Raw genomic sequence first — 23,848 nt, 5'->3', positions numbered from 1 at the left:
GGTATAATAAAATAATTGAGTATTAAGGAGTGGTTTTTTATTTTTTTAGTTACGTTGCAGCAGATTTTGATTATGTTTGTGTTCATGTCGATGGGCTACATTTTTGCGAAAACGGGGTTTTTCAGTAGAGAAACTATCAGAGAGATGACTGGGTTTGTAATGTATGTTGTGGGTTCAAGTGTTATTATCAACGCGTTTAATAGACCCGTTACGCCAGTGCTTTTGAACAATTTTACAATGACTGCCTTTGCTGCGGTGGTTTTGATGGGTTCATCTATTTTGATTTCTCATTTTTTATTCAAATTTGATAGATTTTCCAAAAACGAAAACTTAAGTACATACAAATTCGCATCTGTATACAGCAATTGTGGTTTCATGGGGATTCCTTTGATTGAAGCATTGTTTGGTGCTGATGGTACTTTTTTTGCAATTCCTTATTTGGCAGTGTTCAATATTTTGTTGTGGAGTCATGGAATTGGTCTGTACGAGATGAATGGAAATGGCAAGATTCAATGGAACAAAGTTGTGAAAAATCCTTGTATTATTTCTTCTGTTTTGGGATTTGTTTTGTTCTTCTTCGGTGTTATTTATAAAATGCCGAATGTTGTGACAAAACCCGTTTTTTATTTGGCTAGTATGAATACTCCTCTTAGCATGATAATTATCGGTGCAAATTTCGTGAGTATTACTGAGCCTTTTCATAGGGATAAAATGGCGTGGGAAGTTTCTTTTATCAGAAATATTTTGTTTCCGTTGATTTATATCGCGATTTTGTTCGTTATTCCGATGAAAACAGATGCAAAGATTGCAACGTTGGCGATGGCGTCAGCTCCGATTGCAGGAGTGAGTGTGCTTTTCTGTTTGATGTTTGACAAATCTACGGATTTTCCTTCTAGGGCTTTGTGTTTATCGACGATATTTTCAGTGGTGACTTTGCCGGTGATAATTTCGATTGGCAGTTTATTCCTTTAAATTGGCAAAATTTTTTGAAGTGCTTATATGTTCCGATGTGAAAATATGGTAAAATAAGGTTAACAATACTTTTGTTAACCAATATTTTTTTGTAGAGAGGTGATAGTTTGAGCGATTTAATAAAAAAAGAATTGATAAGAATTGAAGATTATGCAAATGATTGGGAGGATGCAATCAGAATTGCGGCAAAAAGTTTGTTGGACAATGGTTACATTAACGAACAATATGTTGCTGACATGATAAAAAGCGTTGAGGATGCTGGACCTTACATTGTACTTGCTCCGAATGTTGCAGTTCCTCATGCAAGACCAAACGGCAATGTAGACAAAATGGCGATTAGTTTGACAAAATTAAATGAGCCTGTGAATTTTAGAAACGAGGAAGAGGATGAGGACAACTGGGTAAGAATTTTGTTCTGTTTGGCAGCGGTGGATTCTTCATCACACATTGTAGCACTTCAACAATTGGCAGTGCTTTTGGATTCGGACGAAATCACAGATGAGCTTATCGACGCAAAATCTGAGGACGAAATGTTGGATATTATTAACAAAAAATTAGAGGAGGGAAATAATGATTAATATTGTTACTGTATGTGGTAATGGAATTGGAAGTAGTCTTCTTTTGAAAATGAAGGTTGAAACTATTTGCAAGGAAATGGGAATTGAAGCGAACGTTGAATCTTGTGATTCTAACGCAGCTGTAGGAAAAGGCGCTGATCTTTTCGTAACTGTTAAGGAATTCAAATCAATTTTCTCAGATGATCAAAAAGTAGCTATCGTTAAAAGCTACACTAACAAGAAAAAAATCGAAGAAGATTTGGTTCCTGTATTAGAAGAATTCAAATAAAATTTAAAAATTTAGGAGGAATTTATGGGATTTTTAAACGTATTAAAGGATATTTTATCTGAACCTGCGTTTTTGATGGGTCTTATCGCGATGGTAGGTCTTATCGCTCTTAAAAAACCAGCTCACAAGGTAATGACTGGTACATTAGGTCCAATCTTAGGATATTTAATGTTGGCTGCAGGTGCAAATGTCATCACGACTAACTTGGATCCATTGAGTCAAATGATTCAACACGGATTCAACATCACAGGTGTTGTTCCTAATAACGAAGCTATCACATCTGTTGCGCAAAAAGTTTTGGGCGTAGAAACAATGTCAATTTTGTTAGTAGGACTTATTTTTAACTTATTAATAGCAAGATTTACAAGATACAAATATATTTTCTTAACTGGTCATCACAGCTTCTTCATGGCTTGTCTATTGTCAGCAACTTTAGGTGCAATCGGATTTAAGGGCGTCGCTTTGGTATTGGCTGGTGGATTTATATTAGGAGCTTGGAGTTCAATCTCTCCAGCAATCGGACAAAAATACACTTTGAAGGCTACTGATGGAGATGAGATAGCTCTTGGTCACTTTGGCTCATTGGGATATTATTTGTCGGCGTTCATCGGTTCATTAGTTGGAAAAGATTCCAAATCAACTGAAGATATCGAAATTCCAGAAAAATGGGGTTTCTTGAGAAACACAACAATTTCAACAGCGTTGACAATGATAGTGTTCTATCTAATCGCAAGTATCAAAGCTGGTCCAGATTTCGTTGGAAAAATGTCTAACGGACAAAACCCATATTTGTTTGCAATCATCTCTGCGTTAAACTTTGCAGTTGGTGTAGCAATCGTGTATGCCGGTGTTAGAATGATTTTGGCAGACTTGATTCCTGCATTCGAAGGTATCGCTACGAAATTAATTCCAAACTCTGTTCCTGCAGTTGACTGTGCAGTATTTTTCCCATACGCACCAACGGCAGTTATTTTAGGATTTGCATGTAGTTTTGTCGGTGGATTAATCGGTATGTTTATTTTGGGAGCTATAGGTGGAGTATTAATCATTCCTGGACTTGTTCCTCACTTCTTCTGCGGTGCAACTGCTGGTATTTACGGTAACGCAACTGGTGGTAGAAGAGGAGCTATGGTAGGTTCATTCATCAACGGATTATTCTTAGCATTCCTTCCAGCATTCTTGCTTCCAGTTTTGGGACAATTAGGATTTAACAATACAACATTCGGAGATTTTGACTTCGGAGTTTTGGGAATTTTATTAGGAAAAATCGGTAACGCTATGGGAAATGTCGGAGTTTACATTATTATCGCTGTTTTAGCAGTAGTTTTAATTGCTCCTTCAATAATCACTAAGAAAGACACAGCAATCAACAACGAACAATAATTTGAACTACACAAGAAAGAGGTTGAAATGAATAAAATTAACACAAAAATTTACTCAGACGGTGCAGTATTAGAAGATATGCTAGAATCATTGGCATCAAAAAAAGTAACAGGATTCACAACTAATCCATCATTGATGAAAAAAGCTGGAATCACTGATTACGTTGAATTTGCCAAGAAAGTTCTAGAAGAAATCACAGAATATCCAGTATCATTTGAAGTATTCGCAGATGATTTGGAAACAATGGAAAAAGAAGCAGATAAAATCTCTTCACTAGGCGACAATGTTTACGTCAAAATTCCTGTAACTACAAGCGATGGAACATCAACAGCTCCATTATTGAAAAAACTTAGTTCAAAAGGAATCAAACTTAACGTAACAGCAATCTTCACAGTGGATCAAGTAAGAGAAGTTGTAGACAACTTGACTGAAAATGTTCCAAGCATTGTTTCAGTATTTGCTGGAAGAATTGCAGACACTGGCGTTGATCCAATGCCAGTCATGAAAGAAGCTTTGGAAATTTGCAAAACTAAAAAAGGTTGCGAATTGTTATGGGCATCTCCAAGAGAAGTGTTCAACATTTACCAAGCAAATGAATTGGGAGTAGACATCATCACATGCACTCCTGCAATCATCAAGAAACTTTCATTGATGGGAAAAGACTTAAACGAATACTCACTAGACACAGTGAAAACATTCTGCAAAGACTCAAAAGAATTAGGATTTTCAATCCTTTAATAAATACAAGGGCTTACAAAAGGCTCGTTGAATTAGGAATTTAAAACTAAATTAGACAGTCTTTAGGTGGCAAGTTAAAAGGCTAAGAGCAGAGATGCTCTTAGCCTTTTTAATTTGATTAATTATATAATGACAGCTTTCAATTGGCATGACGTATCTTCTATGGTACGGGAGTATGTGTAAGAAAAAAAGAAAGTTAAGAATGAAACAAGAAATTTTGAAAATATTATAAACAACGGTTAATGCAATTTCTAATCATTACATCAACCTCATAAATTCCACTTTGCTCTACTTCTCGTATTTCGTGTATTTGTTAAGTTGAACATCAATATCACGACCTAAATACATCACTCGCATGATGGAAACTGTTGTATCATCATTATCTACAATATATAGAATGCAATAATTATCTACCGGAACAATATGAAGTCCACGACTTTTCCACGGTTCGCTATCATAAAAACGATGGCGCTCTGGCATATCGTAAAGACTCATAATACACTTTTCAATTCTGTCCAGCTGACCATTGGCATTCTCAGGTGACTGCAATTCGTAGGCAATATATTCATATATATTACGAATACCATTATCAGCTTGGTAAGTGATTTTGATTTCATAAATCATAGGTTATAATCCTTACGGATGTCTGCAAAAACTGCGCTTGCTTCTCTTGCTCTTCCTGCTTTGATATCCGCATATCCTTTCTCAAGCTCTTCGTTCAGTTCTGTTTCTGATAAAAAGGACATATCTACAGGGCGAGAAGATGGCAGTTTCACTTCAAAAGGAAGTCCTTTCTGAAGAATTATCTGTTTATAAAACATATTAATAGCACTGGATGCAGGAATACCAAGTGCAGATAAAATACTTTCTGCCTTTTCTTTTACCTCCGGTTCAATACGAGCATAAAGATTTGCTGATTTTGCTGCCATATAAAGCACCACCTTTCTGATATTTTTATAATATTATTATATCAAAATGTGCGTACAACAGCAATACAAATAATATATATTTCCAACTTAATAATCTTATTCAGACACAACACAGATCAAGCATTTTGCACGAATATTTAAGCTACGGCAAACATCTCGCAGAATATCTTGGTGAAAATTTAATGATCTTATTCGCGAAAAATCACAGTTCAAGCATTTTGCACGAATATCTGGACTACGAAAATTTGTGATTTCTAAATCTCAAAATCCTGAAATCGCAAGCTCGCTTACGCTCAAGCGGTGCGATTTCTGGCGGATTTTTTCGATTTGAAATCAAGAAAATTTTCTCCGTATTATATTCTTAGCAAAAGGCTTGACTGTTTACACAAATTGAGGATATTCAGCTCGATCGTTTGCTTTAAATTTTCCGATGATTGCGGAGTGCATTTTAACTTAAACGGGGAGTGGGGGCGAATTTTACCTAAAATTATATGCTCTGTAATTTATTTGAAAATTTTATGAGTGATTTCCTTTAAATGTTGATGTTTTTGTTGTAAATGATGTGTTTTAATGTTAAAATAAAAGGTAGTATTTATAGATATTAAAGTAAGGAGATTTATATGGGAGTATTTGAATCTATTTTTGGCTCAGCTAATAAAAAAGAGCTAAAGAAGATAGAACCAATTATTAAAAAAATTGAATCATATGATAAGTCTATGCAACAATTATCAGATGATGAATTAAAGCATAAAACTGTTGAATTCAAGGAAAGATTAAAAAACGGCGAAACTTTGGACGATATTTTACCAGAAGCATTTGCTGTAGTTAGAGAAGCCAGCTACAGAGTTTTAGGTATGAAACAATATCGTGTGCAATTAATCGGTGGTATTGTTTTACACCAAGGTAGAATTGCAGAAATGAAGACTGGTGAAGGTAAGACTTTGGTTGCAACTTTACCTGCATATTTGAATGCGCTTAGTGGAAAGGGCGTTCACGTGGTTACTGTCAATGATTATCTTGCAAAGAGAGATAAAGAATGGATGGGAAAGGTTCACGAATTTTTGGGATTAACTGTAGGCGTTATCGTTTATGGTTTGGACAATGATGAAAGACGTGAAAACTACGCTTGTGATATTACTTATGGTACTAATAACCAATACGGTTTCGATTATTTGCGTGACAACATGGTTATTTACAAAAAAGACAAGGTTCAAAGAGGCCTTAACTTTGCAATCGTGGACGAAGTTGACTCTATCTTAATAGATGAAGCTAGAACTCCACTTATTATTTCTGGTCAAGGCGACGAATCTACAGATATGTACATGAGAGCAAATATGTTTGCTAATGGTTTGACTGGACGTATTATGGATCCAGAAGAAGACAAGCCAGATATTTTCGATCGTGAATTCAAGGATGAAACTGTTGATTTCTTGGTTGACGAAAAGAGAAAGACTGCCAGTCTTACAGAAATTGGTACTAAAAAAGCTGAAGAATATTTCGGCGTAGAAAACTTGTCTGATCCTAACAACATGGAATTGGCTCACCACATCAACCAAGCTTTGAAGGCTAACAATACAATGAAAAGAGACATTGATTATGTAGTAAAGGATGACGAAATCCTTATCGTCGATGAATTTACTGGTCGTATCATGGAAGGTAGAAGATATTCTGATGGTCTTCATCAAGCTATCGAAGCAAAAGAAGGTGTTGAAGTTAAGAGCGAATCCAAAACTTTGGCAACAGTTACATTCCAAAACTACTTCAGAATGTACAACAAATTAAGTGGTATGACTGGTACTGCCAAGACTGAAGAAGCAGAATTCAACGAAATCTACAAGATGGACGTTGTTGAAATCCCTACTAACAAACCAGTAGCCAGAGTTGACGAACAAGACAGAGTTTACATCAACGAAAATGCTAAGTTCAACGCAATCGTTGAAGAAATAAAAGAAATTCACAAAACTGGACAACCAATTCTAGTTGGTACTATTTCAATTGAAGTATCAGAAAAATTGTCCAAATTGTTGAAGAAAAACGGAATCAAACACGACGTATTGAACGCTAAGCAACACGAACGTGAAGCAGAAATCGTAGCACAAGCAGGTATGTTTGACAAAGTTACTATCGCGACAAACATGGCCGGCCGTGGTACCGACATTCTTTTAGGTGGTAACCCAGATTTCTTAGCAAAACACGACATGAAAAAACAAGGTTACGGAGAATACGTAATCGAAAGTTTGGATTCATTCTTGCCAAGCACAGACGAAGAATTAGTTGCAGCAAGAAATGTTTACAACGAATTATACAAAAAATACAAAAAAATGACAGACGAAGATAAGAAGAAAGTTCTTGAAGTCGGTGGATTATACATTATCGGTACTGAACGTCACGAATCACGTCGTATCGACAACCAATTGCGTGGTCGTTCTGGTCGTCAAGGTGACCCTGGTAGATCAAGATTCTTCGTATCATTAGGCGACAACTTAATGAGATTGTTCGGTGGAGAAACTATCCAAAAATACGCTGAATCTGGCAAATTCCCAGAAGACGAACCAATGGAATTCAGAACAATCACAAAAGCGATCGAAAGAGCGCAAACAAAGGTTGAATCTAACAACTTCGGTATCAGAAAGAACGTATTGAAATATGACGACGTTATGAATGCACAACGTAAAGTAATTTATACTGAAAGGGATAAAGTACTTGACGGTGAAGACATGCACGAATCTATCGTAGCTATGATTAAGGACATCATTGCAAACGCAATCGACACATATTGCCAAGATGCTAAATCAGAAAATTGGGAAATGGAAGCATTGATGACTTACTTGAATACATTCATTCCAGAAGGAACATTGGATCTTACAAGACTTAACAGCTACAACAAGAAAACTTTCACAGATTATGTAACACAAAAAGCATTGGAAGTTTATGGAGAAAAAGAAGAAGCCATCGGCAAAGAAAAATTCAGAGAAATCGAACGTGTAATTCTTCTTATGGTTGTAGATAGAAAATGGATGGATCACATTGATGCGATGGATCAATTGCGTCAAGGTATCGGTCTAAGAGCATTCGGTCAACAAGACCCAGTAAGAGCTTACAACAACGAAGGTTTCGAAATGTTTGAAGATATGAACCACTCTATCAAAGAAGACACAGTTAGAGGAATGTTCAACGTTCAACCAGTTGAAGAAATCGAAAGAAAACAAGTAGCTCACGAAACTTCTGCATCAAGTGGTGAAGAAGAAATCAACAAACCAGTAGTAAAAGGTAAGAAAATCGGTAGAAACGATCCATGTCCATGCGGAAGTGGTAAGAAATACAAAAACTGCTGTGGTAAAAACAGATAATAAATAAAAACAAATACAAACACATCAAGGAGGAGAAATCCTCCTTTTTTGTTCAAAAAATATATGCAATTGGAGGATAAAAATGGACGTATTTTTAATTAACGAAAAAATAGAAAGTTTATCTCAAAATCTAAAAGAAATAAAGGAGTCTCTTTGACTTAGATAATTTAAGAAAAAAATTAGATGAATTGCAACAAGAAACATTGAAACCGGGCTTTTGGGATGACAGCGACAAAGCACAAGAAATCTTCGACGAATTAAATTCTGTAAAAGACGATGTCGAAAACTACGACGATATCGAAGAAAAAATCGAAGAAGTAAGAATGATGCTCGAAATCAGCAAGGAAGACAACACCGAAGAATACGAAAAAGAGATCTCCAAAACGCTCAAAAATTTGGAAGAAAAAGTCGACGAATTTAAAATCAAAACTCTCTTGGTGGGAGAATACGACAAAAATAATGCGATATTGTCCATTCACGCAGGTGCAGGTGGGACTGAGGCGCAAGATTGGGCGGAAATGTTACTGAGAATGTACACTAGGTGGATTGCAGACAAGAAATATTCCTACAAAATCACCGACTACAATCAAGACACAGAAGGCGGCATCAAATCCGTATCGTTAATCGTACAAGGAATTAACGCGTATGGGTTTTTGAAAAGCGAAAAAGGAGTCCACAGACTTGTCAGGATTTCTCCATTTGATCAACAAAAACGTCGCCACACATCATTTGCATCAGTGGACGTCTTCCCAGAAATCAAAGACAGCCACAACATCCAAATCGACGACAAAGATTTGAAAGTGGACACTTACAGAGCATCCGGTGCCGGTGGACAACACGTCAACATGACAGACTCTGCAGTTAGAATCACACACATTCCAACAGGAGTCACAGTCCAATGTCAAACAGAAAGATCGCAAATCGCCAACAGAAAATACGCCATGGATATGCTTATCGCCAAGCTTATAATGATAAAAGAAGAAGAAAAGCGAGAAAAAATCGAAGACATCCAAGGCAAATACAACCAAATCGCGTGGGGCTCACAAATCAGATCCTACGTCTTCCAACCATACACATTAGTAAAAGATCACAGGACAAACTGCGAAAGCTCACAAGTGCAAGACGTGTTGGATGGTGATTTGGATAAATTCATTAATGCGTATTTGAGCCACAATTAAACAACCCAAATATAGTACAATATAGAAAAGGAGGGATAGAATGGAATATGTTATTTTCAATAAAAACACGCCAGTATTTTCATTTGAAATGCGTCACGGCAAAATTATCAAAATCATAGAAGTATTAAATCCAGAATATAGGCCATTGCAAGTGAAATACAACAGAAGTAAAAATATAATCGAAAAAAACAGCTTCGAGCATTTTCTAAAAGGAAGAAGAATTCCAGACACCAGACAGGACAAGGACATTCTTCTAGAAAACCTTCAAGGCAAATCTCTTTACGAACTTAGCTTGGCGTATTACGGACTATCTCTTTCTGATCAATATTGGATAAAATCAAAAAACGACAGCGTAGAGTGGAAAGATATCAACTTTTTCCAAAATGATTTTTCACAAGATATGGGACTGTTTATGTTTGGCAAATCCGACAGCTCATTTTCTTTGAAAACTCCGAACAACACATCAGATGGTTGGCTTAAAAAAGCGTGGATTATAGATGATGACAAAAGAATTCTTGTCAAAGGCTCATCCAAGCCATATTACCAAGAAGCTTTTAACGAAAAAATCGCATACGAAATTTCACAAATTCTAGGAATCAATCATATAAAATACGAAATAAAAAATATTGGAGATAAATATTGTTCAGTGTGTGAGAATTTCGTTGACGAAAACACTGAACTCATTCCAGTTAATGCGATCGTCCAAAACACTCAAAAACCTAACCACATATCGATGTATGATTTCGTGGTAGAAGAATTGCAAAAACTTGGGATATCTGATGCAAAAACCAAAATCGATGATATGCTTCTTCTAGATTATATAATTTTCAACGAGGACAGACATTTCAATAATTTTGGCTTCATTAGGGATGTTGAAACGCTTGAAATCAAAAACATGGCACCTATCTATGATTCTGGAACAAGCCTGTTCTACAACACACTTGACACTGCGATAAAATTTTGCAATCCAGATGTAAAGCCATTCTACACTGATAGACAAAAGCAGTTTGAACTAATCGAAGGAAAAATCGACAAAAAAATTGATGCGAATAAAATTCATAAAATAATCGTAGACGTACTTTCAGAAAGTGATTATCTCGAAGAATTTGCACCTGATAGGAAAAAAATAATCGCGGACAGAGTAGCAAATTCTTTATAATTAATGCATAAAATTTGTGGTTTTTAATTTCATAATGGGTATATAAATCTTGAGGTGTAATTCAATGAAAAATGTAGTATTAGAAAATTTTAGAGAATTGTCGAATGTTCCTCGTTGTTCATTTGACCAAAAAAGAATTAACGAATACTTAGTAAATAAAGCGAAACAATTGGGGCTTGAATACGATGTTGATGATGAATTAAACATCGTAATCAGAAAATCTGCAACAGAAGATAAAAAAGGTCATCCAGGAGTTATTTTGCAAGGTCACATGGACATGGTTTGCGAAAAAGAAGATGACAGCGATCACGATTTTACAAAAGATCCGATCGAGTTCATCGAAAAGGATGGCAAATTAACTGCCAACAAGACAACACTTGGAGCCGACAACGGAATAGCAGTTGCGATGGGAATTGCTATTTTGGAAGATGAAAACTTGTCACATCCTGATTTGGAATTGATGGTTACGACGAACGAAGAAGTGGGACTTATCGGTGCGAATGCCGTAAGCGAAGACTTCTTAAAAGGCAAATACCTTATCAACGTCGACAGCGAAGAAGAAGGAATCATGACTTGTGGTTGTGCTGGTGGAAACACTTTGAATTCTGAATTCGCAATCAAACGCGAAGATTTTGGAAAATATTTCTACAGAATTGCAATCAATGGTTTCAGAGGTGGTCACAGTGGTCAAGATATCAACAAAAATCACCTAAACGCCATAGAATCCACAGTTAAAATCCTAAAAGAATTGTCGACACGTCACAATTTGAGGATCGTTTCATTAAATGGTGGAACAAAACACAACGCAATACCAAGAAATTGTGAGCTTATCATTGCAAGTGAAGACGAAATCAAAGACGACGAAATCAACATCGATGGTTTCAAACAAGTCGAAGAAAAAATGGAATTTAAGTTTGAACAAGTAGATGGAAAGACTCCAATGGATGCACAATCTACTGAACGTATCTTGAATTTCCTAACGACAATTCCAAACGGAGTTTTGGATATGGTAAAAGGAAACGATGATTTGGTAGAAACATCGCTTAACCAATCAATTGCAACAACAGAAGATGACAAATTCGTGTTTATGGTATCAATCAGATCTTCAGTTTTGGATAAGATAAAAGAAGTTGAAGATTTGATTACAAATACAACAAAATCAAACAGTGGAATAGTTAAATCTGAAGGGTTCTACGAACCTTGGGAATACCGCGAAGATAGCGAACTAAGAGACAAATGTTTGAAAGTTTACAAGGAAGTCACAGGAAAAGACATGCAAGTGAATGTTATTCACGCAGGACTTGAATGTGCAGTATTTTCAAAGAAATATCCGGACATGGACATGATTTCCATCGGCCCTGATATGACGGGAGTTCACACACCAAAAGAAACTTTGGATTTAAAATCCACAGATAGAGTGTACGAATTCTTGAAGAAATTATTAGAATCATTATAAAATGGAGGATAAAAATGAGTGACGAAAGAAATTTAGAAAACGAAGAATTAAACGAAGAAATGTATGATGAAGAAGAGTTAGATACAATCGTACTAACATTAGAAGATGGTGGCGAAATCGAATGCGGAATCCTTGGAGTATTCGAAGTTGAAGGTTACGACAGTGATTATATCGCACTTGTATCTGAAGAAGACAACGAAATTATGATTTACAAATACGAAGAAATCAACGAAGAAGAAGCTAACTTGGATGTTATCGAAGACGATGCTGAATACGAAAAAGCAAAAGAAACATTCGAATCTCTTTTCGTAGATTTTGACGGAGAAGATGAAGAATAATTTCAAGGCTGTTATGATTGATCTGGACGGAACTCTTCTGACAGATGATAAAAAAATTACTGATTTCAGTAATCAAATTTTACAAAAACTTTATGACAACGGCATAAAGATTATTATTGCAACAGGAAGAGGTCTATCCAGAGCTAAGCAATTAACCGAAAAATTAGATTTTGACAAAATAATCCTTGCAAATAATGGAGCTATTATTCATAGTAGCTCCAGTATTGCAACGGATGAGGATTTGAAGTTGGAATCTAATGTGGTGGATGAGCTTAGCGCTCTATCAAAAGAGTATGGGATAAGACCGTATTTTTTTGTGGAAAACAAATGCGCACTTCTCATCCAAGATGAAGATGACAAGAAGCTTTTTGTGGATAGCGTGGGAGATGTCGGTGAGATAATGACAGTGTCTGAGAGGAATTTGCCGATAGATGACTGCGTGAGCATGATTATGATTGCGAGAAAAGACCGTATTTACGATATTGTTGATCACATCAAGGACAACCCAAATGTGACATATCACATTCACACGAAATATTTTTCCAAAAACATCAGAATGCTTGAAGTGCAAAACGTTAACACGGACAAATACAAAAGGGCAATTCATGTGCTTGAACATTTTGGAATAAAAAGTGACGAAGTGGTTGCAATTGGCGATGCGCACAACGATTTGGAAATGGTTGTTAACAGTGGGCTTGGAGTTGCTATGAAAAACTCCGACGATATTTTGAAACAAAATGCAGACATCATAACACAATACACGAACGAAGAAGACGGACTGGCAAAATTTTTAGAAGAACTATTTGAGTTGAGGGATTATGAATAATTTAAAAGAATTTTTGAATGAAGAATATTATGACAAATACAAAGGCAAAAACTTGGTAGTCTACATCTATCCAAAAGACAACACAAGTGGATGCACGATCGAAGCGGACGGATTTTCTGAAGTTTACGACGAATTTCAAAAGCTTAACACAGAAGTTGTAGGAATCAGCAAGGACACAGAAAAAACACACGAAAATTTCAGAAAAAAACAAGGGCTAAAACAAGAATTGATATCCGACCCAGAAAGAATATTCTTGAACAATTTTGGTTGCGTGTACAAGGGCAAAATGTTCGGCAAAGAAGTTACCAAAACAGAAAGAAGCACGTTTGTATTTGACAAGGATATGAATTTGGTCAAAGAATTCAGAAAAGTAAAACCAGACGAAAATCCACAAGAAGTGTTGGATTTCGTACGAGATAACCTAAATGACTGATAGATATAACATTTACAGCAAATATCTAAAAGAACATTACGGAGAAAAAGTCTACAAACTTCCCATAAAACTGGATTTGACTTGTCCCAACAGAGACGGAAGGTTGGGGCGTGGTGGTTGCATATATTGTCACGAAGAAGGTGGAAGCTTCGAAAACAAGGAAAAACACCTTTCAATTCGTGAACAATTGGAAAAGGACAAACAAACCATCGAAAACAAATACAACGCCCACAAATTCATATCGTATTTTCAAAATTATTCCAACACATACATGCCGCTTGAATTGTTCAGGCAATACGTCAACGAAGCAGTAGTGGAAAATGTCGTTGCAGTCAGCGTATCCACAAGACCGGATTGCATAGCACGTGAACATTTGGAAATATTGAAACAACTTCAAGACGAAAAACACGTCGACATCATCATAGAACTTGGACTTCAAACATCGAACAACAGAACATTGAAGATAATCAACAGACAACACACAGTCGCGGATTTCGTTCGTGCTTGTTTGATGATAAAAGAATACGGATTTAGAATTTGCACACACGTAATATTGGCACTTCCATGGGATGACATGGACGATGTCAGAGAAACGGCGAAGCTATTATCGGTACTCAAAATCGACGAATGCAAAATCCATTCCCTATACATTCCAAAACACACGATACTTGCGAAGTGGTATGAAGAAGGAAAAGTACAGCTCAAATCACTGGACGATTACGTAAATGAAGTTTGTGAATTTTTGAAATATTTGGATAAGGATATCCTGATTCAACGCCTAGTCGGCAGAATGCCCGAAGAGGATTCCGTGTTTTGCAACTGGAATACAAGTCACTGGAAGATTCAAGATATGATAATCGAAAAAATGGAACGAGAAAATATTTTCCAAGGTGATAATTTTGATAAAAGAATGGGTATAATAATATAAAGTAAATTAAACTTTTTAAAATGGTTTAAGAAAGGATGATAATAATGGTTAAATTTGTAGTAGGTCCTAAAGGCAGCGGAAAAACAAAATGGTTGATCGACAAGGCCAACGACGAAAAGAAAAACAAAAACGGTAACATAATATTTATAGACTCTGATGACAAGCACATCTTCTCGCTTGATCACTCAGTAAGACTTATAGATGCATCGACATTCCACATCTCAAGTCCAGAAAGTTTGTATGGATTTTTGGCAGGAATAATGTCAAGAGATTTCGATATCGAAACAATTTACGTAGACGGAATTTACTCAATCGTTGAAATGACAGAACAACAATTAGAAGAATTCCTAGAAAACTTGGAAGTTTTATCAAAAGAAGCCAACGTTAATTTCTTCATTGGAATGAACAAAGAAAAATCAAGCTTACCAGCAAAATACCACGAAGACACAGTGGAATTGCACGAATAATACACTCACGATAGACCCTTTTATAGGGTCTATTTTTTGTGGCGGCTCAAGAAAAATCAGAAAACTGTTTTGCACGAATATTTGGCTTACGAAAATAAGTCGTTGCACAAAAATACGGAATAAAAGCCGTAACACGCATCGTCTAGCTTACGTAAATTGGCAAATTCTAATCTCGAAATTCTAAAATCTCAAACTCGTGCTACGCACTCAGACAATGAGATTTTTTAACGAATTTCTTCGATTGAATTTGACACAATTTTCTCCAGATGACTCGCTTAGTTACGATCTTTTATTTGAGTGCTAATTTTTTTTTTAGCAAAAGCAGTAATCTGATTGTTTCACTGATAAGGAAAAGACACCATGCGCCATCTACTCCCTAAATGCATAATTTTTCACAAAATACTTGACAAAAAATAGTGGGAAGGGTTAGAATGAAATCGTAATCATAGATTTAGGAGGATATAATGATTTTAGAACTAATAATTAAATACTTGATAATAATTACTCTTGTATTCTGCCATGAAATGGGACATATTTTAATGTGTATTATCTTCTTTAAATGTAAAGATTGGGAAATAGATATGGGAATTGGTAAGGTTTTATTTGAAACTAAAAGGTTAATTATAAGACCTATAATTGTTGTTGGAAAAATACTCCCACAGTTAGATTGGGAATATTATAATAGCAAGAGCAAATTACAAAAAATAATGATTCCATTAGGTGGACCATTATTTAATTTAGTAGTACTGATTGTTACAATTCCATTATTAATAAATGAAGGGAAAATGATAGCTGGATATTCACATCTTTTTCAAGAATCAATAAAGTTTTTGTTGCGATTTAATATGGCACAACTTTTCTGGACTTTATTGCCAATTTATTATAAAAGAGATGTTCCTAGCGACGGTAGAAGAATAATTGAAATAATTAAGAACTAATTTATAATTGTATAATTTACATAATCGAGGTTATAATGCTTAACTTATTAATGAAAATCGTAATATTTTATTTTGTTTATCAAGTCTCACAAATTCTGCATGAGATAGGACATGCTGTTGCTTATAGAGTAGTATACAAATCAAAAAAATGGAGAATCGAAACAGGAAGAGGCAAGGAGATATTCAAATCCAAAAGAATTAAAATATGTTTATCACTAGCTGACGGAGTATGTTACTTTGATGATGATTATGAAGAATGGTATTTTAAGAGAAATTTTATTGTCTTTTTAGCGGGGCCACTTGTCAACATCATTTTGTTTGTATGTATGATTCCTTTTATCTATGATATCAACCATTCCGCTGATATAGGTAGTTTTTACCGAAATATAGTATTTATTACATTTTATGTTAATCTCTGGAAGGCTTTTTTTAGCTTATTACCAAAAGAATACGAAGGTGTTAGAGCAAAACAATCTGACGGACTTCAATGCCTAAATGCAATAAAAGGAATGAAAAAAACAACGAAAATCTAATACTATTAAACACACCAAAAATCCCTTGCCATCTGACAAGGGATTATTATAATTTACATCATACACACCTAAGCTTACAAATCATGATACAGAGGTTACGGTATTATCATTTCTAAGCATAATTGCACTCAACAAGAGTGATGCAGCTATAAACACGAAGATGTATTTGTAATTGAACGATGAAATATACGAGTTTGCCAACAGGAAGACTACTTCGAACACGTCTGCGAAGAAGCTAAATGCTGATAGCATGGTTGCTCTGTGATTTTTGAAGCCTATTGTGTCTATATAATTGTTTTGGATTTTTTCGATAAATATTCCCAAAACTGACAAAACAGTTGGAAGTATAATCATCAATAATACTACAGGTTTTCCAGATATCACACATAATCCAGCAAAGAACAATGATGCAATAACTGAAAATAATCGAACTTCGTTCCATGCTTTTTGTTCTCCCAGATATTTTATTATGAATGTTTGTGAAAGTTGAAGTCCTGAGTAAGCTAGAATGAGTGGCGACACTATGTTTTCCGAATATCCGTTGTCGATTATGACTTTTACATAGAAGAAGTTGATCAACAAAAATGACAAATTAAACAACGACACGATTAAGACGATTACTCTGAAAGTTTTATCGTGTACCAATAGTTTCAATGTTTTTGACAAATCAAATTGTTCCTCATTATCACTTGAGTTGTCGGTATCTGGAATAAAAATCGAAATCATAGTTGCGACTGTATTTGCAATTATGGTTACCCAAATCAAAGCGTTAATGTTCCATCTTGAATTAATAAAAGGAAACATTACAGTTGATATGATGAATGCGATAGTTCCCCAATTATAGAACTTCGAAATATTATTACTGTAATTATCATCGCCGAAAAGCTTGTATATGTACGCACTTATTGTTCCGGAATTCAGTGCAAAAGCAATTCCTTCAAGCAAGGCTTCTACTGCAAAAAGCATAAAATTATTGGATATCAGTAAAAACATCCTGGCAGTTAGCATCGTAAACTGTGCGAGAACAATTGACTTTTTTAGCCCGATTTTATCGGTCAACACACCCAATGGAAATTCAAAAACCATGCAAGTAACAGACAGTATCGCTTGCAACACGAAAAACTGCGACAAGCTAATTCCTCTATTCGTCCTAACCAACAACGCAACAGGCGCATAAAATATTAAATTGGAAAATAAATTCATTGCGTATATTTTTCTTGAAGTTTTCATGCATACATTATAACGCTTTTTCCAACTAAAACTACTTTATCCCACCAAAAAATCCCTTATCACATGACAAGGGATTACAATTATAATTTAGATCTATCGTTATCTGAGTTCATCAACAATTGATAAACTTGGATTTCTCCGATTAACTTCAATTCTTCAAAGCCACGGCGGCGAAGTTCATCACGATCGTGTTCGTTTTCGTAATTTGCATCTGTTTTGAAATAATTTTCCAAAATTTCTGAAACTTTTTCCTTATTATTCGCGTTTTTAAGTACTTCTTCTCTAATATACATAACATACCTCCTACAATTGTTGTTATCTTACATATATTTATACCCCAAAAACTCACAAATCTACCTTATTATATTAACTCCGTCTTCAACCGCGTATTCCAAATCACAACCACTCAATAAACCATCAAGCCATGCACGGCGAAACTCATCATAAACTTCAGAAGACTCACCGTAAATGTAATACTGTTCGTGCACATCAATTCTCTTAATCCAACGGAATTCTCCATCATTTGATTCCACTGGCAAATTCGCCATATCACAAGGCATCCCGTCCAAGAACTTCTCAGACATAAATTGAAACGCATCAGAAGCATCACCCGAGAAATCTTCCTTTGCACCAAAATCATACGCAATTTTAAGAGCATCTTCAAGCTTTTCTTCTTTTTTAAGTTCACTCAAAACCTTCGCCAAATTATCTTCCACAATTGCTACTCTCACCTGTAACCATCCGTGAATATTGTCCGTGTCGATCAAATCCTCCAACGCTCCACTTTCAATATTTTTCAAATCGACATTTTCATCCAACATCTCACTCATCGAACGCGTAATCTCATCAACGTAATTTATCTTATCAAACATTATATAATGAATTTTTCCTAAAAATCTTGACATATTATCCCTCCATTTATTTGATTTTATTATACAGATAAGAGTTACAATAATCCGTAACCATTGTTACGTGATATAATTAAATGGAAAAGGAAAATTCGTAGAATTAGCATATAAAGCTAAGAAAGCTTTAGAAAATGATCCAATTAACAAATCATACACTATAAGACAAGGTGCTAATGGCAGATACTACTACATATTATCACCAATCGAAGCTGAAACTCCAGAAACTCCAGCTGAACCATCAACACCAGAAGAAGGACAAAAACCTGAAGAAGGAAAACCTGGTAAGGAAGAAAAACCTGAAAAAGAAGACAAACCAGCTAAAGAAGATAAAGAAAACACTGATTCTCCAAAGAAAAAAGACAAGGCTGAATTACCAAAAGCTGGTAGCGAAGCTGAAATCTTAACATTAGCAGCAGTAGCTTTATCAACAACGGCAGGTGCTTATGTTTCAATCAGAAAACGTAAATAATTAATCTTAGTATAAAAATGATTATTTAAAAATGGGACTAATTTTGGTCCCATTTTTCATTGTATGACGGGCATGTTCTAATGCTGGGGTGAAAATCCCTACAGAGCGTAGTTACCGACGAATCTAATAGCGACTTGCAAGTTTTAGATGGCGACATCTAGGAGAGAAGAACGGGTAGCGAAATCGTGGCTTGACGAACAGAAACAGAATATAAGGCGTAACAGGTGGGCAAGCTAGCCATGGATAACAAAGACCCTAAAGGTAACCGTAAACCCAAAGCGTAGATTCTGCAAGTAAACGATGAAAGTATTAGGGCTTATCCCGTGAGGTCTCATAGACGATATAGTAGTAACAACGAACTATGAGAAGTCAGCAGAAGTCATAGTAGGTGGAAACGCCGAAGGACAGAACAATTTAACAGCACAAGTAAAATGTATGTTGCATAACAAATCTGACAGAGAAAGTAGAAAAAAACGTAAATGAAATCAAAATCTCACACTTAAGAAAAAAGTTATGCAAGCGGAAAGGAGCAAGTACGCACATGGAAGATAAATTAATAAATCAAATCCTAAATCCAGAAAACATGCACCAAGCCAAACTAAAAGTCATCTCAAACAGAGGAGCATCAGGAATAGATGGCATAAGTGTAAATGAAATAGATGAATACATCAAAGACAACTGGACAAGGATAAGACAAGAAATTATCTAAAAGCGGGAATAATGAACAAAGGTGTATACGAAAAAAGTGAAATAGGAACCCCACAATGTGGAAATCTATCACAACTACTAAGCAACATTATGCTAGACAAACTAGACAAAGAACTAGAAGCAAGAAGACTTAGATATACTAGATACGCAGACGATTGTCTAATATTTGTAGGGAGCAAAGCAGCAGCAACAAGAGTAATGCACTCCGTAATAAGATTCATAGAAAACAAACTTGGACTAAAAGTAAATGCAGAAAAAAGTAAAATAACAAGACCAAGTAAAATTAAATATCTAGGATTTGGCTACTGGAAAGACAACAAAACAAATCAATGGAGAGCACGAGTCCATGAAACGTCATTTAATAGATTTAAAGACAAAATAAAGAACCTAACCACAAGAAAGTGGTCAGTTCCTTTTGACTACAGAATCAAGAAATTAAATGAAGTAACAAGAGGATGGATAAATTACTTTAGGATTGCAGATATGAAAAGCAAACTAAAAAGATTTAGTGAACAGTTAAGGACCAGACTCAGAATAATCTGTTGGAAAATATGGAAAGTACCAAAGAAAAGACAATGGGCGTTAATGAAGATGGGAGTAGGAAAAGACCTAGCAAGATTAACAGCTTATTGTGAGATAGGTATTATTTTGTAGCAACAAAAACCTGCTTAGTAAGAGCAATTACAAAGGAAAGACTAACCAAAACAGGTTTAGTCGACCCGTATGATTACTATACAAGCAGGTAATGTGTAGATTAAATTGAACCGCCGTATGCCGAACGGGCACGTACGGTGGTGTGAGAGGGCTATTTATTTAGCCCTACTCGATCAAAAAACTGATACAAATAAGGTGAACCATAAAGTGTATCAGTTTTTTTATGGTTATTTGTTTGTGAGTATATCCAAGTTTCTCGTATGATCGTCTATTAAAAGTCTGGCGAGTTTTGCTTTTTGGATTTTGTCTTCGATGCTTTTCTTGGATTCTAGTGTTGTGATTTTTTGGTTGTTCGCAAGTATTATGTGGCCTGTTTTGATTTCTTCGATGGAGTCGATGTTGAACAGTCCATAACTTCCATCGTTTTTGGATATTGGTTTTCTAACTTTGATCATGCAGTACGTTCCGTTTTTAAAACAAATAGGAGGATTTTTGGTTATGTTCAAGGATTTTTTGATTAGTTTCTTGGCCTCTATGATGTCTATTAATTGGTTGCGGGCGATTTTTTTGATGCAACAATCCAATGAACAATAATTGGTAGTGGTGAAATCATTAAAATAAAGTTGGACTGCATTGCCGATATTGTCTATGTATATTGGAATGATTGCTTGTAATTGTTTCATTGATTCTCCTTTTATTTTATGATAATTTTATTATAACAGAACATACGTTCCCATTCAAGCGTTTTCGATTTGAATTTACAATGAATTGGTTTGTTTTGTGAAGAATGGTGATGATTTTTCATTTATTTTCAAATGGTTCACGCTGTTACTATTTGTTTTGGTGTGGTTTTTCGTTTCATTCTTGATTTATAAAATCTTCTGGTCGATTGTAAAATTGAGAAAAAGGAGATGGAAATCATGAATTACAAAGAGATAGATTATATTGTGAACAACAAAATTTTGGATGATGAGAGAATTTATAAGGCTTTTGAGCCTTTGATTATTAGTAGTATCAAAAATTATTATGATAGGGCGGATATTTTCGAAGAGCTTATCGATGATGGTAAGACTGAGATTATGTATGCGATTATGGAGTATGATGGTTCAAAGAATGTGCCGTTCAATTATTATTTGAAGCAGAGGTTGAGGTTTTTCTATTTGAAGAAGAATCCGAGAAGAAGTGTTCAGTCGTTGAATTTTACTAATGAGGATGGTGTTGAGCTGATGAATTTGATTGAATCTGATGAGAATATTGAACAGGATTTTGAGGATAGGTTGGAGATTAAGGAGCTTTATGAGAAGGTGCGTAAGCTTCCGGAAAAGCAACAGAAGATTATTTACGAGAATTTCCTTCGTGAAAAAAGTGCGAGGGTGATTTGCAAGGAATTGAATATGAAACAGTCCACTTTCTACAACACGAGAAGCAAGGCGTTGGAGAATTTGCACAAGATGTATTGAGCTATGGGTGTGGATTGGGTGGGTTAATATAGATGGAATCAGTGTGATTCCATTTTTTTGTGAAAATTTACGTATGTTTTCTGATAAGGTGATTCGTTGTATTTGTCAATTATGAATGATTTGGTGCTATTTGTGGTATATTATAATAAGTATATATTTTAATGAGGGGAACAAGGTGGATATTTTAGAGTTGATGCACAAGAGGCATTCTGTTAGAAAATACTTAGATGAAGAGATTGATATTTCTGTGAAGAAGATTATCGAAGAGAAGGTCGATGAAGTTAATCGTGAATCTAATTTGAATATAAAGGCTGTGTTTGATGACAAGGAAGGGTTTAATTCAAGGCTTGCGAAGTACGGAAAGTTTGAAAATGTGAATAATTTTCTGATTATGAAGGGCGTGGGCAATGATTTGAGTGAGACTTGTGGATATTACGGCGAGAAGCTTGTGATGGAGCTGATGAATTTGGATTTAGGTTCGTGCTGGGTTGCTCTTACATATAATAAGAAGAATATTAAAAAATACATAGAGCCAAACGAAAATTTGGTGATTGTGATTTCGTTCGGAATTCCTGCGAACTTGGGTTACAATCGCAAAAGCAAACTTCCAAAGCAAGTGTCAAATGTGAATGACGATTCGCCACAATGGTTTAAGGACGGTGTGGATTGTGCTTTGAATGCTCCAACTGCGATTAATCAACAAAAATTTATGTTGACTTTGGTCGATGATAAGGTGAAAGCGAAGGCGAAATTTGCTCCGTCAGCAAAGGTCGATTTGGGAATTGTAAAATATCATTTCGAAGTGGGTAGTGGCAAGGATCATTCTATATGGATATAATGATTTAATTTTCGAATCAAAATAAAAATCAAAAGTCAAAAATAAAATTTAAAAGTCAAAGATATTGCAAAGATTGCAAATACTATTGATTATGCGCTCGTAAGGGTGTATAATAATATCAAGGTCAAAGAAAGTCAAAAACAAATTACGGGAGGTTTTTATGGAATATAAAGATTATTACAAAGTTTTGGGGGTGGATAAAAAGGCGAGCTCCCAAGAAATTAAAAAAGCATACAGAAAACTCGCCAAGAAATATCACCCTGATTTAAATAAAGGCGATGAGAAATCACAGGAAAAATTCAAGGAAATCAACGAGGCTTACGAGGTTTTAGGCAACGAAGATAAGCGTAAAAAATACGATATGTTTGGCTCCAATTATAATTTCCAAGGCGGACAAAACTTCGATCCGAATGCGTACGATTTTGGCGGGTTCGGTGGATTCGGTGGTTTCGGCAAGAATTCTGGTTCGTACACTTACACAACTGGTGGCAGTGGCGGAGGATTCTCGGACTTTTTCAATGCGTTTTTCTCGGGTGGACAAGGTAGCGGCGGAGGTTTCTCCGATATTTTCGGCGGATTCAAAGGCGCTGGAAGAAAATCACAACCAAGGCAAAGATACGACACGGATATTTCCGTTTCCCTATCAGATATCTACAATGGTGTAGAAAAAAGATTGGGACTTATGATTGGAGATAAAAGTGTCAATTTGAATTTGAAAATTCCAAAAGGGATTTTGCCTGGCAAGAAGATTAAGGTCAAGGGCGAAAAATTCGGCGTTGACGGGGACATTTACGTGAAGATTAACTTGGTTGATGTGTACAACAAGCTTGAAGATCACAATATTATCAAGAAGGTTGAACTTAAACCATGGGAAGCTTATTTTGGAAAATCAATCAATGTTGAAACGATTAGTGGAGAGAGGATCAAGGTTAAGATTCCGAAAAATATCAAGGCTAATCAAAGAATTAGGATTAAAGATAAGGGATTCGTGGATATGAAAGGTGTCAAAGGTGATTTGTATCTTGAAATTTCCATAGTAAATCCTACAAAATTAAACGAAGAACAAGAAAAATTATACAAAAAATTATACGATATTTCTGAATAATG

Annotated in this window: 29 protein-coding genes; 23 read left to right on the top strand and 6 right to left on the bottom strand. The window is 35.4% G+C overall.

Annotated features, from left to right (window positions below; all coding sequences use genetic code 11):
* Positions 1 to 15: 15 nt before the first annotated feature.
* The 5 genes from B9N53_RS07905 to B9N53_RS07885 all read left to right on the top strand — a co-directional run bounded on the left by B9N53_RS07905 (position 16) and on the right by B9N53_RS07885 (position 3,939).
* A complete protein-coding gene (locus B9N53_RS07905; RefSeq protein ID WP_275542215.1) occupies positions 16 to 972 on the top strand; it encodes an AEC family transporter in 957 nt (318 codons plus the stop codon).
* Positions 973 to 1,079: 107 nt separating this feature from the next.
* On the top strand, positions 1,080 to 1,550 hold the full coding sequence (locus B9N53_RS07900) for a PTS sugar transporter subunit IIA (protein ID WP_094204451.1): 471 nt from the start codon (positions 1,080 to 1,082) through the stop codon (positions 1,548 to 1,550).
* On the top strand, positions 1,543 to 1,818 hold the full coding sequence (locus tag B9N53_RS07895; RefSeq protein WP_094204450.1) for a PTS sugar transporter subunit IIB: 276 nt from the start codon (positions 1,543 to 1,545) through the stop codon (positions 1,816 to 1,818). The genes B9N53_RS07900 and B9N53_RS07895 overlap by 8 nt, the downstream gene beginning before the upstream one ends.
* A gap of 24 nt (positions 1,819 to 1,842) precedes the next feature.
* Positions 1,843 to 3,201 carry a PTS ascorbate transporter subunit IIC gene (locus B9N53_RS07890; RefSeq protein ID WP_094204449.1) on the top strand — a complete coding sequence of 453 codons (1,359 nt, stop codon included), beginning with the start codon at positions 1,843 to 1,845 and terminating at the stop codon, positions 3,199 to 3,201.
* A 27-nt stretch (positions 3,202 to 3,228) separates the two neighbouring features.
* Positions 3,229 to 3,939 (top strand): transaldolase, encoded by a 711-nt coding sequence (locus B9N53_RS07885; protein ID WP_094204448.1) that lies wholly within the window; start codon positions 3,229 to 3,231, stop codon positions 3,937 to 3,939.
* A 288-nt stretch (positions 3,940 to 4,227) separates the two neighbouring features.
* Here B9N53_RS07885 and B9N53_RS07880 read toward each other — a convergent pair whose 3' ends face one another.
* Entirely contained in the window at positions 4,228 to 4,563 is a 336-nt protein-coding gene (locus B9N53_RS07880) for a type II toxin-antitoxin system RelE/ParE family toxin (protein ID WP_094204447.1), read from the bottom strand.
* Complete coding sequence (locus B9N53_RS07875) at positions 4,560 to 4,868, bottom strand: type II toxin-antitoxin system RelB/DinJ family antitoxin (RefSeq protein ID WP_094204446.1); 309 nt, start codon at positions 4,866 to 4,868, stop codon at positions 4,560 to 4,562. The genes B9N53_RS07880 and B9N53_RS07875 overlap by 4 nt, the downstream gene beginning before the upstream one ends.
* A 620-nt stretch (positions 4,869 to 5,488) precedes the next feature.
* Here B9N53_RS07875 and secA point away from each other — a divergent pair.
* From secA to B9N53_RS07820, 11 genes are all read left to right on the top strand, one after another.
* On the top strand, positions 5,489 to 8,218 hold the full coding sequence (gene secA, locus B9N53_RS07870) for a preprotein translocase subunit SecA (protein WP_094204445.1): 2,730 nt from the start codon (positions 5,489 to 5,491) through the stop codon (positions 8,216 to 8,218).
* Positions 8,219 to 8,300: 82 nt separating this feature from the next.
* A protein-coding gene (prfB, locus tag B9N53_RS07865) for a peptide chain release factor 2 (RefSeq protein WP_192867312.1) occupies positions 8,301 to 9,396 on the top strand; the annotation gives its coding sequence in 2 pieces (ribosomal slippage) (positions 8,301 to 8,372 and positions 8,374 to 9,396; 1,095 coding nt in all).
* A 40-nt stretch (positions 9,397 to 9,436) separates the two neighbouring features.
* Positions 9,437 to 10,555, top strand: coding sequence for a HipA domain-containing protein (locus B9N53_RS07860; RefSeq protein WP_094204443.1), 1,119 nt, complete (start codon positions 9,437 to 9,439; stop codon positions 10,553 to 10,555).
* Between the two features lie 64 nt (positions 10,556 to 10,619).
* The gene (gene pepD / locus B9N53_RS07855; protein WP_094204442.1) at positions 10,620 to 12,011 is read left to right on the top strand and encodes a beta-Ala-His dipeptidase; all 1,392 of its coding nucleotides are present in this window, start codon (positions 10,620 to 10,622) and stop codon (positions 12,009 to 12,011) included.
* Between the two features lie 14 nt (positions 12,012 to 12,025).
* A complete protein-coding gene (locus B9N53_RS07850) occupies positions 12,026 to 12,349 on the top strand; it encodes a DUF1292 domain-containing protein (protein WP_094204441.1) in 324 nt (107 codons plus the stop codon).
* Positions 12,339 to 13,175, top strand: a complete 837-nt coding sequence (locus B9N53_RS07845) for a Cof-type HAD-IIB family hydrolase (RefSeq protein ID WP_094204440.1) — start codon at positions 12,339 to 12,341, stop codon at positions 13,173 to 13,175. Before B9N53_RS07850 ends, B9N53_RS07845 begins: the two co-directional genes overlap by 11 nt.
* A complete protein-coding gene (locus tag B9N53_RS07840; RefSeq protein WP_094204439.1) occupies positions 13,168 to 13,608 on the top strand; it encodes a peroxiredoxin in 441 nt (146 codons plus the stop codon). The genes B9N53_RS07845 and B9N53_RS07840 overlap by 8 nt, the downstream gene beginning before the upstream one ends.
* Entirely contained in the window at positions 13,601 to 14,536 is a 936-nt protein-coding gene (locus tag B9N53_RS07835) for a TIGR01212 family radical SAM protein (RefSeq protein WP_094204438.1), read from the top strand. Before B9N53_RS07840 ends, B9N53_RS07835 begins: the two co-directional genes overlap by 8 nt.
* 44 nt (positions 14,537 to 14,580) lie before the next feature.
* The gene (locus tag B9N53_RS07830) at positions 14,581 to 15,003 is read left to right on the top strand and encodes an ATP-binding protein (RefSeq protein WP_094204437.1); all 423 of its coding nucleotides are present in this window, start codon (positions 14,581 to 14,583) and stop codon (positions 15,001 to 15,003) included.
* Positions 15,004 to 15,467: 464 nt separating this feature from the next.
* The gene (locus B9N53_RS07825) at positions 15,468 to 15,941 is read left to right on the top strand and encodes a site-2 protease family protein (RefSeq protein ID WP_094204436.1); all 474 of its coding nucleotides are present in this window, start codon (positions 15,468 to 15,470) and stop codon (positions 15,939 to 15,941) included.
* Positions 15,942 to 15,976: 35 nt separating this feature from the next.
* A complete protein-coding gene (locus B9N53_RS07820; protein WP_094204435.1) occupies positions 15,977 to 16,474 on the top strand; it encodes a M50 family metallopeptidase in 498 nt (165 codons plus the stop codon).
* Positions 16,475 to 16,555: 81 nt separating this feature from the next.
* Here B9N53_RS07820 and B9N53_RS07815 read toward each other — a convergent pair whose 3' ends face one another.
* The 3 genes from B9N53_RS07815 to B9N53_RS07805 form a co-directional block, all read right to left on the bottom strand.
* Positions 16,556 to 17,677 carry an MFS transporter gene (locus tag B9N53_RS07815; protein ID WP_242432455.1) on the bottom strand — a complete coding sequence of 374 codons (1,122 nt, stop codon included), beginning with the start codon at positions 17,675 to 17,677 and terminating at the stop codon, positions 16,556 to 16,558.
* A 107-nt stretch (positions 17,678 to 17,784) separates the two neighbouring features.
* Entirely contained in the window at positions 17,785 to 17,997 is a 213-nt protein-coding gene (locus B9N53_RS07810; RefSeq protein ID WP_094204433.1) for a hypothetical protein, read from the bottom strand.
* Positions 17,998 to 18,057: 60 nt separating this feature from the next.
* On the bottom strand, positions 18,058 to 18,609 hold the full coding sequence (locus tag B9N53_RS07805) for a hypothetical protein (protein ID WP_094204432.1): 552 nt from the start codon (positions 18,607 to 18,609) through the stop codon (positions 18,058 to 18,060).
* Between the two features lie 176 nt (positions 18,610 to 18,785).
* Between B9N53_RS07805 and B9N53_RS07800 the strand changes: the two genes are divergently transcribed.
* From B9N53_RS07800 to B9N53_RS07795, 4 genes are all read left to right on the top strand, one after another.
* Positions 18,786 to 19,016, top strand: a complete 231-nt coding sequence (locus tag B9N53_RS07800; RefSeq protein ID WP_158520792.1) for a hypothetical protein — start codon at positions 18,786 to 18,788, stop codon at positions 19,014 to 19,016.
* Positions 19,010 to 19,081 (top strand): hypothetical protein, encoded by a 72-nt coding sequence (locus tag B9N53_RS09610; RefSeq protein WP_420485235.1) that lies wholly within the window; start codon positions 19,010 to 19,012, stop codon positions 19,079 to 19,081. Before B9N53_RS07800 ends, B9N53_RS09610 begins: the two co-directional genes overlap by 7 nt.
* Before the next feature lie 541 nt (positions 19,082 to 19,622).
* Positions 19,623 to 19,790: a hypothetical protein gene (locus B9N53_RS09440; protein ID WP_242432454.1), complete on the top strand. Its 168-nt coding sequence runs from the start codon at positions 19,623 to 19,625 to the stop codon at positions 19,788 to 19,790.
* A gap of 11 nt (positions 19,791 to 19,801) precedes the next feature.
* Positions 19,802 to 20,443, top strand: a complete 642-nt coding sequence (locus B9N53_RS07795; RefSeq protein WP_242432453.1) for a group II intron maturase-specific domain-containing protein — start codon at positions 19,802 to 19,804, stop codon at positions 20,441 to 20,443.
* Between the two features lie 227 nt (positions 20,444 to 20,670).
* On the opposite strand, the gene B9N53_RS07790 is transcribed toward B9N53_RS07795, so the two are convergent.
* Positions 20,671 to 21,126: a hypothetical protein gene (locus B9N53_RS07790; protein ID WP_094204431.1), complete on the bottom strand. Its 456-nt coding sequence runs from the start codon at positions 21,124 to 21,126 to the stop codon at positions 20,671 to 20,673.
* A gap of 237 nt (positions 21,127 to 21,363) precedes the next feature.
* Here B9N53_RS07790 and B9N53_RS07785 point away from each other — a divergent pair, with 237 nt between their 5' ends.
* The 3 genes from B9N53_RS07785 (at position 21,364) to B9N53_RS07775 (ending at position 23,846) form a co-directional block, all read left to right on the top strand.
* Positions 21,364 to 21,903, top strand: a complete 540-nt coding sequence (locus B9N53_RS07785) for a sigma-70 family RNA polymerase sigma factor (RefSeq protein ID WP_094204430.1) — start codon at positions 21,364 to 21,366, stop codon at positions 21,901 to 21,903.
* Between the two features lie 175 nt (positions 21,904 to 22,078).
* The gene (locus tag B9N53_RS07780; protein ID WP_242432452.1) at positions 22,079 to 22,741 is read left to right on the top strand and encodes a nitroreductase family protein; all 663 of its coding nucleotides are present in this window, start codon (positions 22,079 to 22,081) and stop codon (positions 22,739 to 22,741) included.
* A 160-nt stretch (positions 22,742 to 22,901) separates the two neighbouring features.
* Positions 22,902 to 23,846: a DnaJ domain-containing protein gene (locus B9N53_RS07775; RefSeq protein ID WP_094204428.1), complete on the top strand. Its 945-nt coding sequence runs from the start codon at positions 22,902 to 22,904 to the stop codon at positions 23,844 to 23,846.
* Positions 23,847 to 23,848 lie beyond the last annotated feature (2 nt).

Origin of the sequence: Finegoldia magna (assembly GCF_002243175.1) — a bacterium.
Classification (GTDB): Bacteria; Bacillota; Clostridia; order Tissierellales; family Peptoniphilaceae; genus Finegoldia; species Finegoldia magna_J.
The sequence above is the reverse complement of the archived record's forward strand: the minus strand, read 5'-3'. Positions and strand labels throughout refer to the sequence as shown.

Coding starts and splice junctions, on each gene's coding strand:
- B9N53_RS07895 (WP_094204450.1), top strand. CDS start 1,543: ATGATTAATATTGTTACTGTATGTGGTAATGGAATTGGAAGTAGTCTT.
- B9N53_RS07890 (WP_094204449.1), top strand. CDS start 1,843: ATGGGATTTTTAAACGTATTAAAGGATATTTTATCTGAACCTGCGTTT.
- B9N53_RS07885 (WP_094204448.1), top strand. CDS start 3,229: ATGAATAAAATTAACACAAAAATTTACTCAGACGGTGCAGTATTAGAA.
- B9N53_RS07880 (WP_094204447.1), bottom strand. CDS start 4,563: ATGATTTATGAAATCAAAATCACTTACCAAGCTGATAATGGTATTCGT.
- B9N53_RS07875 (WP_094204446.1), bottom strand. CDS start 4,868: ATGGCAGCAAAATCAGCAAATCTTTATGCTCGTATTGAACCGGAGGTA.
- secA (WP_094204445.1), top strand. CDS start 5,489: ATGGGAGTATTTGAATCTATTTTTGGCTCAGCTAATAAAAAAGAGCTA.
- B9N53_RS07860 (WP_094204443.1), top strand. CDS start 9,437: ATGGAATATGTTATTTTCAATAAAAACACGCCAGTATTTTCATTTGAA.
- pepD (WP_094204442.1), top strand. CDS start 10,620: ATGAAAAATGTAGTATTAGAAAATTTTAGAGAATTGTCGAATGTTCCT.
- B9N53_RS07850 (WP_094204441.1), top strand. CDS start 12,026: ATGAGTGACGAAAGAAATTTAGAAAACGAAGAATTAAACGAAGAAATG.
- B9N53_RS07845 (WP_094204440.1), top strand. CDS start 12,339: ATGAAGAATAATTTCAAGGCTGTTATGATTGATCTGGACGGAACTCTT.
- B9N53_RS07840 (WP_094204439.1), top strand. CDS start 13,168: ATGAATAATTTAAAAGAATTTTTGAATGAAGAATATTATGACAAATAC.
- B9N53_RS07835 (WP_094204438.1), top strand. CDS start 13,601: ATGACTGATAGATATAACATTTACAGCAAATATCTAAAAGAACATTAC.
- B9N53_RS07830 (WP_094204437.1), top strand. CDS start 14,581: ATGGTTAAATTTGTAGTAGGTCCTAAAGGCAGCGGAAAAACAAAATGG.
- B9N53_RS07825 (WP_094204436.1), top strand. CDS start 15,468: ATGATTTTAGAACTAATAATTAAATACTTGATAATAATTACTCTTGTA.
- B9N53_RS07820 (WP_094204435.1), top strand. CDS start 15,977: ATGCTTAACTTATTAATGAAAATCGTAATATTTTATTTTGTTTATCAA.
- B9N53_RS07815 (WP_242432455.1), bottom strand. CDS start 17,677: ATGAATTTATTTTCCAATTTAATATTTTATGCGCCTGTTGCGTTGTTG.
- B9N53_RS07810 (WP_094204433.1), bottom strand. CDS start 17,997: ATGTATATTAGAGAAGAAGTACTTAAAAACGCGAATAATAAGGAAAAA.
- B9N53_RS07805 (WP_094204432.1), bottom strand. CDS start 18,609: ATGTCAAGATTTTTAGGAAAAATTCATTATATAATGTTTGATAAGATA.
- B9N53_RS07800 (WP_158520792.1), top strand. CDS start 18,786: ATGGCAGATACTACTACATATTATCACCAATCGAAGCTGAAACTCCAG.
- B9N53_RS09440 (WP_242432454.1), top strand. CDS start 19,623: ATGGAAGATAAATTAATAAATCAAATCCTAAATCCAGAAAACATGCAC.
- B9N53_RS07795 (WP_242432453.1), top strand. CDS start 19,802: ATGAACAAAGGTGTATACGAAAAAAGTGAAATAGGAACCCCACAATGT.
- B9N53_RS07790 (WP_094204431.1), bottom strand. CDS start 21,126: ATGAAACAATTACAAGCAATCATTCCAATATACATAGACAATATCGGC.
- B9N53_RS07785 (WP_094204430.1), top strand. CDS start 21,364: ATGAATTACAAAGAGATAGATTATATTGTGAACAACAAAATTTTGGAT.
- B9N53_RS07775 (WP_094204428.1), top strand. CDS start 22,902: ATGGAATATAAAGATTATTACAAAGTTTTGGGGGTGGATAAAAAGGCG.